The 12941-nt window shown below is 69.3% G+C and carries 11 protein-coding genes and 1 riboswitch; of the genes, 1 reads left to right on the top strand and 10 read right to left on the bottom strand.

What is annotated here, in order from left to right; genetic code table 11:
• Positions 1 to 49: 49 nt before the first annotated feature.
• The 10 genes from OG897_RS04725 to OG897_RS04680 form a co-directional block, all read right to left on the bottom strand.
• Positions 50 to 1360, bottom strand: a complete 1311-nt coding sequence (locus OG897_RS04725; protein ID WP_266653097.1) for a cyclopropane-fatty-acyl-phospholipid synthase family protein — start codon at positions 1358 to 1360, stop codon at positions 50 to 52.
• Positions 1361 to 1619: 259 nt separating this feature from the next.
• On the bottom strand, positions 1620 to 3026 hold the full coding sequence (locus OG897_RS04720) for an NAD(P)/FAD-dependent oxidoreductase (RefSeq protein ID WP_266653096.1): 1407 nt from the start codon (positions 3024 to 3026) through the stop codon (positions 1620 to 1622).
• A 372-nt stretch (positions 3027 to 3398) separates the two neighbouring features.
• On the bottom strand, positions 3399 to 4319 hold the full coding sequence (locus OG897_RS04715; protein ID WP_266653095.1) for a Ppx/GppA phosphatase family protein: 921 nt from the start codon (positions 4317 to 4319) through the stop codon (positions 3399 to 3401).
• The gene (locus OG897_RS04710; protein WP_266653094.1) at positions 4316 to 4858 is read right to left on the bottom strand and encodes a DUF501 domain-containing protein; all 543 of its coding nucleotides are present in this window, start codon (positions 4856 to 4858) and stop codon (positions 4316 to 4318) included. The genes OG897_RS04715 and OG897_RS04710 overlap by 4 nt, the downstream gene beginning before the upstream one ends.
• A gap of 98 nt (positions 4859 to 4956) precedes the next feature.
• Complete coding sequence (locus tag OG897_RS04705; RefSeq protein ID WP_266653092.1) at positions 4957 to 5460, bottom strand: septum formation initiator family protein; 504 nt, start codon at positions 5458 to 5460, stop codon at positions 4957 to 4959.
• Between the two features lie 90 nt (positions 5461 to 5550).
• Positions 5551 to 6837 carry a phosphopyruvate hydratase gene (gene eno / locus OG897_RS04700; protein WP_266653090.1) on the bottom strand — a complete coding sequence of 429 codons (1287 nt, stop codon included), beginning with the start codon at positions 6835 to 6837 and terminating at the stop codon, positions 5551 to 5553.
• 451 nt (positions 6838 to 7288) lie between these two features.
• Complete coding sequence (locus tag OG897_RS04695) at positions 7289 to 7996, bottom strand: transglycosylase family protein (RefSeq protein WP_266653088.1); 708 nt, start codon at positions 7994 to 7996, stop codon at positions 7289 to 7291.
• Positions 7997 to 7998: 2 nt separating this feature from the next.
• Positions 7999 to 8196: riboswitch (cyclic di-AMP (ydaO/yuaA leader) on the bottom strand.
• A gap of 264 nt (positions 8197 to 8460) precedes the next feature.
• Positions 8461 to 9912: a transglycosylase family protein gene (locus OG897_RS04690; protein ID WP_266653086.1), complete on the bottom strand. Its 1452-nt coding sequence runs from the start codon at positions 9910 to 9912 to the stop codon at positions 8461 to 8463.
• A gap of 206 nt (positions 9913 to 10118) precedes the next feature.
• A complete protein-coding gene (locus OG897_RS04685) occupies positions 10119 to 10601 on the bottom strand; it encodes a transposase (protein WP_266653084.1) in 483 nt (160 codons plus the stop codon).
• 82 nt (positions 10602 to 10683) lie between these two features.
• Positions 10684 to 11379, bottom strand: coding sequence for a zinc ribbon domain-containing protein (locus tag OG897_RS04680; RefSeq protein WP_266653082.1), 696 nt, complete (start codon positions 11377 to 11379; stop codon positions 10684 to 10686).
• 303 nt (positions 11380 to 11682) lie between these two features.
• On the opposite strand from OG897_RS04680, the gene OG897_RS04675 reads away from it, so the two are divergent.
• On the top strand, positions 11683 to 12936 hold the full coding sequence (locus OG897_RS04675) for a cytochrome P450 (protein ID WP_266653080.1): 1254 nt from the start codon (positions 11683 to 11685) through the stop codon (positions 12934 to 12936).
• Positions 12937 to 12941: the final 5 nt, after the last annotated feature.

Genomic DNA, 12941 nt, shown 5'->3' with positions numbered 1-12941 from the left:
CGCAAAGAGTCAACGTATCGCCGGGGAATGGGGGTTCAGCGTTTCTCCGTCAGGTGGTCACAGCCTCCGCACCCCACACCCGGGCGCGCAGCGGCATCCCGGAGGCGCCCGACGCGGTGGGCCGCACCGCCAGCACCTGGTTCACGCCGATCTTGTTGTGCTCGAAGGAGAGCGCGGAGGCCGCCATGTAGAGCCGCCAGACCCGGGCCCGGCCGGGGGTGACCGTCTTCAGGGCCGCCTCCCAGTTCTTCTCCAGGCGGGCCACCCAGTGCCGCAGGGTCAGGGCGTAGTGCTCGCGGATCGACTCCACGTCGCGGACCTCGAACCCGGCCTCCTCCAGCAGGGTGACGGTGTTGCCGACGGGCGCGAGTTCGCCGTCGGGGAAGACGTACGAGTCGATGAAGGCGTCGACCTGGTACGCCTCCTCGCGGGCGAGCGGGCGGCGTCCGATCTGGTGGTTGAGCAGCCTCCCGCCGGGCTTGAGGAGGGCGTACAGGTCCGCCGCGTACTCGCCGTACCGCACGGCGCCCACGTGCTCGGCCATGCCGATCGAGGAGATCGCGTCGTACGGGCCGTCGCTGACGTCGCGGTAGTCCTGCACCCGGATCTCGATGCGGTCGGCGAGGCCCTCCTCGGCGATGCGCTTGCGCGCGAAGGCGGCCTGTTCGCTGGAGAGGGTGACGCCGGTGACGTGGACGCCGTAGTGGCGGGCGGCGTGGAGGGCCATGGAGCCCCAGCCGCAGCCGACGTCGAGCAGCCGCTGCCCCTCGCGCAGGTCGAGCTTGCGGGCGATCAGGTCGAGCTTGTCGCGCTGGGCGTCTTCGAGGGAGGCGTCGGGGTCGGTGAAATAGGCGCAGGAGTAGACCATGGACGGCCCGAGGACCAGGGAGTAGAAGTCGTTGCCGACGTCGTAGTGGTGGCTGATGGATTCCTTGTCCCGGCGCTTGGTGTGCAGCCGTCCGGTGTGGCGGCGCAGTTCCTCGGGCGGCGGGGGCGGCGGCGGGAGGGGCCCGCCGATCTTCAGCAGGGTGCGGGCGGCGGCGCGCAGCCGGGGGTCGCGGAGGGGGTGGACGGCGTCCTTGACGTCGCCTTCGCGCTCCCAGATCAGTTCGGCGAGCAGGTCCAGGGCCTCGTACAGGTCCCCGTCGATGTCGATCTCACCGGCCACCCAGGCGCGGGCCAGGCCCAGCTCGCCCGGCTTCCAGAGCAGGCGGCGCAGGGCTTTCCGGTCCCGGATCGCGAGGACGGGGGCGCCGGGCGGGCCCGCCTCGCTGCCGTCCCAGGCGCGGATGCGGACCGGGAGCGGGGCGGAGAGGAGTTCCTCGGCGAGTCTGGTCAGCCGCAGTGCGGCATCGGCCATGGTGCACACCTCCGTGGTGACGCGTGATGCGGGTGCTGTGATCCGCTGCGTGGCGATTCGAAGTGACGTACAGGCATCGACGTACTACTCGAATAACACCGGAGGCGGCCTGCCGCATCCCGGTTTCGGGTCAGGGAAGTGCAAAACACATGGCCGTTACATTCACATCGGCCGGAATCAGTGCCCGGGAGACGCCGAGGGGGCCGCCCGCACCACGGATGGCGGACGGCCCCTTCGGGACGGGACTACGGACGGAAGGTCAGGAAGCCTTCGCTTCGGCCTTCTTCGGCTCGGCGGCGGCCGGAATCTTCACCGCGTCGACCGGAGCCGGTGCGGGCTTGGCGGCCTCGTAGAACTCCTCGCGCGGAGTCTCCATGGCGCCCAGCGAGACGACCTCGCGCTTGAGGAACATCCCCAGCGTCCAGTCGGCCAGCACGCGGATCTTGCGGTTGAACGTCGGCATCGCCATGCCGTGGTAGCCGCGGTGGGCGTACCAGGCGAGACGGCCCTTGAGCTTGATCTTGATCTTGCCCATGACGATCATCGCGACGCCCTTGTGCAGGCCGAGGCCCGCGACGGCGCCCTTGTTGGCGTGCTCGTACTCCTTCTGCGGGAAGCCCCGCATGCCGGAGATCACGTTGTCGCCGAGGACCTTGGCCTGGCGCAGCGCGTGCTGGGCGTTCGGCGGGCACCAGGCGTTCGGGTTGCCGGCCTTGCGGCCGACCAGGTCCGGGACCTGGGCGTTGTCGCCCGCGGCCCAGATGTAGTCGCTGCCCTGCACCTGGAGGGTGGCCTGGGTGTCGACGTGACCACGCGGGCCGAGCGGCAGGCCGTAACGGGCCAGCGCCGGGTTCGGCTTGACGCCCGCGGTCCACACGATGGTGTTGGAGTCGACCTCGAGCCCGTTCTTCAGCACGACGTGGCCGTCGACGCAGGAGTCCATGGACGTCGAGAGGTGAATCTCGATGCCCCGGCTCTCCAGGTGCTCCTTGCCCCAGCGGCCCAGGTCCGGGCCCACCTCGGGAAGGATCTTGTCGGCGGCGTCGACGAGCACGAAGCGCATGTCGTCGCGCGACACGTTGCTGTACTGCTTCGCGGCGTCGCGGGCCATGTCCTCGACCTCGCCGATGGTCTCCGCACCCGCGAAGCCACCGCCGACGAACACGAACGTGAGCGCCCGGCGACGGACCTCTTCGTCGTGCGTGGAGTCGGCCTTGTCGAGCTGCTCGATGACGTGGTTGCGCAGGCCGATGGCCTCCTCGACGCCCTTCATGCCGATGCCCTGCTCGGCGAGGCCGGGGATCGGGAAGGTGCGGGAGACCGCGCCGAGCGCGACGACCAGGTAGTCGAAGGGCAGCTCGTACGTCTCGCCGACCAGCGGGGAGATCGTGGCGACCTTGCGGTCCTGATCGATGGTGGTGACCCGACCAGTAAGCACCTCGGCCTTGGGAAGGACGCGTCGCAGCGGTACGACGACGTGCCTCGGCGAGATGTTGCCGGCGGCGGCTTCGGGCAGGAAGGGCTGGTAGGTCATGTACGAGCGCGGGTCGACGACCGTGACGGTCGCTTCCGCATAACGCATCTTCTTGAGAATGCGCTGTGCCGCGTACAGGCCTACGTACCCACCGCCTACTACGAGGATCCTGGGACGCTCCGTGGTGCTCATGGAATCGAGTATCCACCCCCTCGGAGGGGTGCCCTCGTGAGCCCCTTCACAAGCTCTCCGGGACCCTCTGCTACACTGCGCGGCCCACGTGACCCAGGTCATGCTCCACAGGGGGAACCACCCGGCACCGGGAGTCGTTGGAAACCCCTTCCCAACTGGCCCGATGGCACCTGGCGACCGCTGAACCACTTATCTGATTCATACGTCGGTAACGCGCCCGGAACAGTCCGTTATGCGCCTACTCGGGTCCGAGGGCCCACCCCTTCGGCCCTTCGACGCGAAAAAGGGGCCCATCGGGCCCCTTTTCCTTGTGAAGAACTTCACGAAGTTCGTCCGGCGACCCGTCGGGTCAGTCCGTCCGAGCCTGCGGGATCAGGCGATGCTCCAGCCGATCCCGTCCAGGATGTCGTGCTCCGAGACCACCACTTCCGAGGCTTGGACGCGCTCCATCAGGGCCAGCAGGATCAGGGCCCCGGAGACGATGACGTCGACCCGGCCGGGGTGCATCGCGGGGATCGCGGCCTTCTCGTCGTGGGTCGCGGCGATCAGCGACCGAGTGATCTCCCGGACCTTCTCGTACGGGATGCGCGCGTGGTGGATCGCCTCGGAGTCGTACTCCTCCAGACCCAGCGCGATGGCCGCGATCGTGGTCACCGATCCGGCGAGGCCGACGAGCGTGCGCGGCCCGCCGGTGAGCGGAACGGTCTCGGCGGCCAGGTCCAGGGCCTTCGAGACGTCCGCGCGGATCGCGGCGACCTGCTCGGCCGTGGCGGGCGACGAGGGCTGGTGCCGCTCGGTCAGGCGTACGCAGCCGATGTCGACGGAGCGGGCCGCCTCGACGCTCTCCCGCCCGACCACGAGCTCCGTGGAGCCGCCGCCGATGTCCACGACGAGATAGTCCTCCGCGCGTCCGGCCAGCTCCTTGGTGGCCCCGGTGAAGGAGAACGCGGCCTCCTGGTCGCCGGAGATCACCTCGGGCTCGACGCCCAGGATGTCCAGGACCCCGGAGACGAAGTCCGCGCGGTTCTCGGCGTCCCGGGAGGCGGAGGTGGCGACGAAGCGGATCTTCTCCGCGCCGTGCGCCTTGATGATCTCCGCGTACTCGCGGCAGGCCGCGAAGGTCCGCTCCAGGGCCTCGGGGGCGAGTCGTCCCGTACGGTCCACGCCCTGGCCGAGCCGGACGATGGTCATCCGGCGGTCCAGGTCGACCAGCTCGCCCGTGGCGGGGTCCGCGTCGGCGACGAGCAGGCGGATGGAGTTCGTACCGCAGTCGACGGCGGCGACCCGGGTCACTGGGCGGTCTCCTCGGCCTGGTCGGTGCAGGGGGTCACGCAGGGGCCCTTGGCCCACCACTCGGGGAGGACGGCCAGGGCCTCGTCACCGAAGGGGTTCACGCCGGGGCCCGCGACCAGCGAGTGGCCGACCAGCACGTGCAGACACTTCACCCGGTCGGGCATCCCGCCCGCGCTGGGGAAGCCCACCAGCTCCTCGATCTCGTCGCGCCGCTTGAGGTAGTCCTCATGCGCGGCCCGGTACTGGTCGGCCAGCTCCGGGTCGGTGGCGAGGCGCGCCTGCATCTCCTTCATGAGGCCCGAGCCCTCCAGGGTGCCGATGGCGCCCGTGGCCCGGGGGCAGGTCATGTAGTAGAGCGTGGGGAACGGCGTGCCGTCCTCCAGGCGCGGGGCCGTCTCGACCACGTCCGGGTTGCCGCAGGGGCACCGGTGCGCGATCGCGCGCAGTCCGCGCGGCGGGCGGCCCAGCTGGAGCTTGAACGCCTCGATGTCCCGGTCGGTGGGCTCGGTGCGCGGCGTGATCGGGGGCGGGGTCTGCATGCGTGCCTTCTGTCGGTCTGTGCTGGCTGTTCAGTCTGCGCTGGCTGTGCTGGCTGTGCTGGCTGTGCTGGCTGTTCAGATGAGGGTCTGCTCGGGGTCTACGGTTCGCGGCGGTCGGCTTCGTCGACGCCGCCCCAGACGTTGGAGTACCAGGGCCGGTCGGCGGCCTCGTCCCCCTCCGGACGCTGCCCGGCGCCCGGCGCCTTCGGGTCGTACATGGTGAAGCCGGTCTCGCCGGGCTTGACGTAGTGCAGGTGCTCGCGGGAGAGCCGCACGATGTACGCGTCGTCCTGGAGGCGTGCCTTGGCGTCGCGGAGCTGCTCGACGCGCCGCTCGGCCTCGTTCCTGGCCTGCTCCTGGTCGGCGATCTCGGTGGCCTGCGAGAAGTAGCTCCGTATCGGATACGCGAGAGCCACCACCAGCGTGCACACCACGAGCACCAGCAGGGCGGCCCGGCCGGTGAGCCGGGAGCGGCGGGCCTGGCGGCGGGTCTGGGAACGGTAGACGCGGGCTGCGGTCTGCTCGCCGAGCAGGCGCAGCCTGGTCGTGGTGGAGAACCGGTCGCGGTTGCCCTTCGAGCCCTTCGAGCCCTTCCCGGCCATCCCGATGTCCTCCCCGTTACGCGCCGACGTCCCCGCACACGGTACGGGACCGGGTACGGGGACGTACGGAAGCTGGGGCCCTAGTAGCCCTTAGCCCTTGAAGCGGGGGAACGCCGAGCGACCGGCGTACACCGCGGCGTCGTCGAGGATCTCCTCGATGCGCAGCAGCTGGTTGTACTTGGCGACGCGGTCCGAGCGGGCCGGGGCGCCGGTCTTGATCTGACCGCAGTTCACGGCGACGGCGAGGTCGGCGATGGTGACGTCCTCGGTCTCGCCGGAACGGTGGCTCATCATGCACTTGAAGCCGTTGCGCTGGGCGAGCTCGACGGCGTCGAGGGTCTCGGTCAGCGAACCGATCTGGTTGACCTTGACCAGGAGGGCGTTCGCGGAGCCCTCCTCGATGCCTCGGGCCAGACGCTCCGGGTTGGTGACGAAGAGGTCGTCGCCGACGATCTGGACCTTGGAGCCCAGACGGTCGGTGAGGGTCTTCCAGCCGGCCCAGTCGTCCTCGTACAGCGGGTCCTCGATGGAGACCATCGGGTACGCGGAGACGAGCTCCTCGTAGTACTCGGTCATCTCGGCGGCCGAGCGGGACTTGCCCTCGAACTCGTACGTGCCGTCCTTGTAGAACTCGGACGCGGCGACGTCGAGCGCGAGCGCGATCTGCTCGCCGGGGATGTAACCGGCCTGCTTGATGGCCTCGACGATGAGGTCGAGCGCGGCGCGGTTGGACTCCAGGTTCGGGGCGAAGCCGCCCTCGTCGCCCAGGCCGGTGGACAGGCCCTTGGTCTTCAGCACCTTCTTGAGGGTGTGGTAGACCTCGGCGCCCCAGCGGAGGGCCTCGGAGAAGGACTCCGCGCCGATCGGGGCGATCATGAACTCCTGGATGTCGACGTTGGAGTCGGCGTGCGACCCACCGTTGAGGATGTTCATCATCGGGACGGGCAGCAGGTGCGCGTTCGGACCGCCGAGGTAGCGGAACAGCGGCAGGTCGCTGGCCTCGGAGGCGGCGTGCGCGACGGCGAGGGAGACGCCCAGGATGGCGTTGGCGCCGAGCGAGCCCTTGTTCTCGGTGGCGTCGAGGTCGAACATCGCCTGGTCGATCAGGCGCTGCTCGGTCGCGTCGTAGCCGACGAGCTCCGGGCCGATCTGCTCGATGACGGCGAGGACGGCCTTCTCGACACCCTTGCCCATGTAGCGGTTGGGGTCACCGTCACGAAGCTCGATGGCTTCGAAGGCACCGGTGGAGGCACCGGACGGAACAGCAGCACGACCCGTGCTGCCGTCGTCGAGGCCGACCTCGACCTCGACCGTGGGGTTGCCTCGGGAGTCCAGGATTTCCCGGGCTACGACGACGTCGATGGACGGCACGAGCATCTCCTTATGGGATGTGACGCAAAGGGGCGGGCCCCTGAAGGGGCACACGGCGCAGGGTCGCTTTCGGCCTTGCGTCAAGAGCCTAACCGGCTCCGGGGCAACAGCCAGCCGATCGACCGCACGCTGGGACGAAAAGATGCCCGAATGCCTGTAATACAGGACGAAGGGCCCTGTCGGCATCACCGTGCGTTACGGATCTGTTCATCCCCGAGTACGGCCCGTATGCACGCCTGAGTGCGGTCGCGCACGGGTGAGCCCTGCCGTACGCCCTTGTTACGGAGAAGACCCCGGCCGGGCGCGTTCGGGGGGAAGTCGCGCCCGGCCGGGGCCGGGGTGCGGAGGCGGCGGGGGTGAGCCGCCGCCTCCGCGGTGCGGGAACCGGGCGGGGGTGGGCCGCCGGGGTTCCCGCGGGGCGGGGACGGACGGGGGTGGGCCGTCGGTCCCCGCTGGGTCAGCGAAGGTGGAGCTGCTGACCCGGGAAGATGAGGTCGGCGTCGGAGACGACGTCCTCATTCAGGTCCGCGATGTGCTGCCAGCCGCCCTTGACGTGGTGGGACGCGGCGATCATCGAGAGGGTGTCGCCGGCCTTGACCTGGTACTCGCCGTCGCCCTTCTTGATCGGGCCGCCGGCCTTGGACTCGACCTTGGGCACCGAGCGGGTCTCGCTGCGGGACGCGGCCGGGGCCTGGCGCTTCTTCTCGGTCTTCTGGGCCTTCGGAGCCTTCGGGGCGGACTTCTGCGAGCCCGAACCGGAACCGGTGCTGACGCCCGGGTCCACGCCGTCGTTGCTCAGGTTGCCCGCACCGGCACAGGCCCAGGCGCCGGGGCCCTGGATCTTGAGCAGGCGCTCGGCGGTGGCTATCTGCTGGCCCTTGGTGGCCTGGTCGGCACGCGGGGCGTACTGGGTGCCACCGGCGGCGGCCCACGAGGAGTTCGTGAACTGGAGGCCGCCGTAGTAGCCGTTGCCCGTGTTGATGGACCAGTTACCGCCGGACTCGCACTGGGCGACGGCGTCCCAGGTGTCGACGGAGGCGGCGGAGGCCGAGGTGGCCCCGATCAGCGGAGCGGCGACCGCGACACCGGTGACGCTCGCCAGGGTGGCGACACGGGTGGCCTTGGACGGACGGCGGTGCTTGCCCTTGCTGCTGAAAAGCGACATGGATATTCCCTCACCGACGCCTTCGAGGTGAGCTGTCGGGTTCGGGCTGTGAGTTCGCCCGGCCACCGGTCCGGATCCGCCGCACTGCTGCGGCCTTCCGTTTCGGCGGCTTCACCCCAAGCCGTTCTCGCACGTCTCTCAACGTCCGGGCCCGGCACTTACCTTGGGTCCCCCGCTCCTGCCTACGGCGCTTTCGCGACGACTGCTGCCGAGGCCCGCCGGCAGGATTCGGCGTGCGGGCTCCGGTGCTCACCGGTGGCGAGCGAGGACGACCGTAATCACAGGAGTCCCCGATGTTCAAAGAGGCACATCAGGGACATCCGCCCCCTACTTGCCCCCTCATCACTCCTGTTTACGCAGGTCAGAGGGGGCGCAGGGGGAGATCACAGGGAGGACACGCCAGTTGGAGCGAAGAGACTCATGTCTCACTTGCGCAGAAGTGGACATAACCCCCTTAACTGCCCCTACTTTTCGGCCTTCTCCGCCTTCTCGGCGACCTGACCGTCCTTCAGCTCCAGGTGCTGACCAGGCTTGATGAGGTCCGGATCGGTGCCGAGGGAGTCCCTGTTCGCCTCGTAGAGGGCGGACCAGCCGCCGGGGACCTTCGTCTCGTCCGCGATGTGCCAGAGGCTGTCACCGGGCCGCACGGTGTACGTGCCGGACTCGGGCGCCTCGACCGTGCCTCGGCCCTCGCTCGCGCCCTTGTCCTCGCCCTTGCCGCCGCCGTCCCGCGAGGCGTGCCTGCCGCCCTCGCGGTCGCCCTCGTCGGCCGCGTCGCCCGCCTCGCGCTCACTGCCGGACGCGGGCGAATCGCCCGGTGCCGGAAGGGAGTTCTCGGGGGCGGGAGTGCCTCGGTGCTTGCCGCCGCCGGAAGTGGCCGGACCGGAAGAGGCGGAGGCGTCGGGAGTGTCCGGGGTCCCGGTGCCGGGAGTCGCGGTGGCGTCGGGAGTGGCGTGCGTACCGGAATCGGTGGCGCCCGGGGCGGGCCGCTCACCGGTCGGACCGGTGCTGGGCGAGACGCTGGAGCCGGGGGCGGGCTCGACGGGGGCCCACGGGGCGACGGCGGGCCCGCTGGGGGCGGCGATGGCCCACGGGGCGGCGTAGGGGCCGCCGGGGAAGGCCCACGGACCGTTGGAGGGGGTGCCCGCTCCGGCGTCCGGGGTCGCACTCGGGCCGGTGCTGGGGGTCGTACTCGGGCCGGTGCTCGGCGTCGCACTCGGGCCGGTGCTCGGCGTCGTGCTCGGGCCGGCTCCCGGACCGGAACTCTGACCGGCGCTCGGGGTCGCGTCCGGACCGGTGCTCGGGTCCGTCGTGGGAGCGGTGCTCGGGTCCTCGGTGGGAGCCGTGCTCGGGTCCGTGGCGGAATCGGTGCCCGGGGTCTCGTGCGTGGGCCGCACGTCGGGGTCGTCCGGCTTCACGGAACCCGACCCGGGCTGGGGAGGCGTACGGGAATCGACGCCCGCGTCCAGGCCCGCGTCCGAGCCGGGATCGGCGGCGTCCACCCCGCCCCGGCCCGAAGCGGAACCGGAACCGGAACCGCCGCCCGGGGCCAGACCGGATATGACGGCACAGCTCGGCCATGCCTGCGGGCCCTCGGCCTTGAACGCCTTCTCGGCGACCTCGATCTGCTGGGCACGGCTGGCGAGGTCGGCGCGCGGGGCGTACGCACGGCCGCCGTACCGGTCCCACTTCTCCTGCGAGAACTGGAGCCCGCCGTAGTACCCGTTGCCCAGGTCGGCACTCCACATGCCGCCGCTCTCGCACTCGGCGACGCGGTCCCAGGTGCCTGCTTCGGCCGCACCGGCGCTGGTCGCACCGAGGAGCGGAATCGCGAGTGCGGACCCGGTGACCCCTGCCGCGACGACGATTGCGGGAGCCTGACGCGGGCGGCGGTGTTTACCGTTCCCGGAACGCATGCGGTTGCCTTTCGCTGACGGTGACTCGGCTTCTGGCGAAACAGCTGAGTCGCCCGTGAACGTAGCCCTAGTCGAACACCCGTCACAAGTCGATGCAGCGGAGATCACGCAAAGGTCACATTGCTGATGGCCTGTCAGATTTGTTGCCCTCCGGCCCTGTCCGCACGCCCCCCGCCGCGCCTGCGGGCCGCGCACGGAGCGTCCCATCAGGCAACTTCAAGCACCCTCGCCCCGGTGCGGCGTCGCACCGTGACGATGAGCGGAGGAAGCGTCGGGCGCCGATGTACCGGAACGCCCCGGGTGCTCGCTTGCAGCGTGTTCATGACCTCGGGCCACAACCCCGCCTGCCACCACTTCAACTGACGTGTACGCATGGGGTCGACGACTCCCCAGGTGAGGGGCATGTCTTTCCAGCCCAGGCCGTACCGGAGCCTGTGCAGCATGCCGCAGAACTGCTGACGGATGTCGTACTTGCTGGTGAAGTGCTTCTTCGACAGGTACGGGCGCAGCACTTCCAGCACGGCCTGCCACTCGGCGTCCGTCGGGTCCGGGGGAACCAGCGTTCCGGTCTCCCCGTGCCATTCGGCGACCTCACACTTGGCCCCGGGCTTGAGCTGCCTCTCCCTCACGCCGACGAGCACCTCGATGTCGAACATGTCGAAGAACTCCTTGCGCTCCTCCAACGACATGGCGGCGAGGCCCTCCTCTTCCGTTCCCGACGAAGCCGTCGAAGGTGCGGGACCGGCGCTCGTGGGCCGCGTAAGTCTCCAGCTAGTGCTCGGCATGACTCTTCTGCTCGCGGAAACCCTCCAGTTCGCCCTGCAGCTGCTTCACCGCTGCCTGGAGGATCAGGGGTTCGACACCGGCCCTGAGGTACTCGGGCACCTTCCTGTTGATGAGATCTTCCTGCGCGGCGGCCTTCTCGCCGAACTCGACCACGCGTCGCTCGTACGTGGCCTTGTCGCCAGGGAGCCTGTCGTCCCGCTCCGCGGGCTGCGCCCGAAGACCGGCTCCCTCCTCCGTCATGAGCTCGCACAACTCCTCGTGGACGACCTGCTCGACCTCGTCGGCATGGAAGTTCGGCTCGCCGCAGGGGGCGTCGCCCTTGAGGGTTCCCTTGCAGCGGTACACGCGCTCATGGCTACCGGCACCTCGGCCGGCCCCGGTGTACACATCACCGCAAGCCCCTTTGATGCGCCCGCTGAGGGGATAGACGCGGTTACTGAGCCGTGCGTTCTGAAAGCCGATCTTCTTGAGTGCCTCCGAGAGAAGCCCGGCGCGCTCCGCGCCGAGGATGGGTGGGACGCCGATCTTGACCGGTGCGCCGTGGACGGGCGTGCCGTCCTCCTGGAGGCGGGTGCGGTTCTTGGCACTGCTTCGATACGTCTTCCGGTAGACCACGTATCCGCCGTGAATGGTCTCGCTCGACGCCGGGGCACCAAGGCGTGCGCGTGCCACAATGGGCATGTTCAGTCCTTCCGGACTGTTCCGTCCCCGAGGTGTTGGTTCACCGTCGGGAAGGTTCCGGCCTCATCACGCTGCTGCAAGCGCTGTGGGGCCGGTGCCGTTTTTCGGGAGCGTATCCCTGCCTCTGTACAGGAGCAGGGAGAATGAAAAAGAGCGCCCTGTGCGAGGAGCAGAAGCGATTCGCCATATCGCACACCGCTGACACAATCGAACTCGACACCGAATGCCCAGGGGTGCGGAAAGAAGGGCTCCGTCCGTCGTACCGGCGAAGCCACGTGTCAGTGAGCCCGGTACCGTCATGGCGTGAACACGCCGCACCCCACGCCGGAACTCTTCACCTGGGAGTTCGCCACCGACCCGTATCCCTCGTACGCCTGGTTGCGGGAAAACTCCCCCGTCCACCGGACCACCCTGCCCAGCGGGGTCGAGGCGTGGTTGGTCACCCGGTACTCCGATGCGCGGCAGGCGCTCGCCGATCAGCGACTGAGCAAGAACCCCGTACACCATGCCGAGGGCGCAGCAGGCAAGAGCAAGACCGGTATCCCCGGCGAACGCAGCGCCAATCTGATGACGCACCTGCTCAACATCGACCCCCCGGACCACACCCGGCTCCGGCGCCTCGTCTCCAAGGCGTTCACTCCGCGCCGGGTCGCGGAGTTCGCGCCCCGGGTGCAGGAGTTGGCCGACGAACTCCTGGATCAGTTCGCGGCCAAGGGTGAGGCCGACCTCATTCACGAATACGCATTCCCGCTGCCCATTTACGCAATCTGCGATCTCCTGGGCGTACCTCGCGAGGACCAGGAAGATTTCCGCGACTGGGCGGGAATGATGATTCGCCATGGCGGCGGCCCGCGAGGCGGCGTCGCCCGGTCGGTGAAGAAGATTCGAAATTACCTTGCCGAGTTGATTCACCGCAAACGCGAAACTCTCGGGTCGGACGGATCAGAAGACGACTTGATCTCCGGCTTGATCAGGGCCAGTGACCATGGCGAACACCTCACCGAAGACGAAGCAGTGGCCATGTGCTTCGTGTTGCTCTTTGCAGGTTTTGAAACAACTTTGAATTTGATTGGCAATGGGGCGCTCGCTCTTATGAGAAACCCCGTGCAGAGGAGCCTCCTCCAGGAGAGCCTCGACCGTGGCGAAACGGCGCTGCTGGAAACAGGCGTTGAGGAGCTTCTGCGTTTCGACGGCCCTGTCGAGATGGCCACCTGGCGGTACGCGACGCAGCCTCTCGAAATCGGCGGTGCCGCGATCGCCGTCGGTGATCCCGTCCTCGTCGTGCTCGCCGCCGCCGATCGCGACCCGGAGAAGTTCGACGCCCCGGACACCCTCGACCTCTCCCGCAGGGACAACCCGCACCTGGGCTACGGCCACGGCATCCACTACTGCCTGGGTGCGCCCCTCGCCCGGCTGGAGGGGCAGACCGCACTCGCCACGCTGCTACGTCGGCTGCCGGACCTGGAACTGGCGGTACCCCCCGAGGAACTGCGCTGGCGCGGTGGACTGATCATGCGCGGCCTCCGCACACTGCCGGTCACCTTCACGCCTCGCTGAACACG

The sequence above is a fragment of the Streptomyces sp. NBC_00237 genome (assembly GCF_026342435.1).
GTDB lineage: Bacteria > Actinomycetota > Actinomycetes > Streptomycetales > Streptomycetaceae > Streptomyces.
This window is presented reverse-complemented; position numbering and strand designations above follow the sequence as displayed.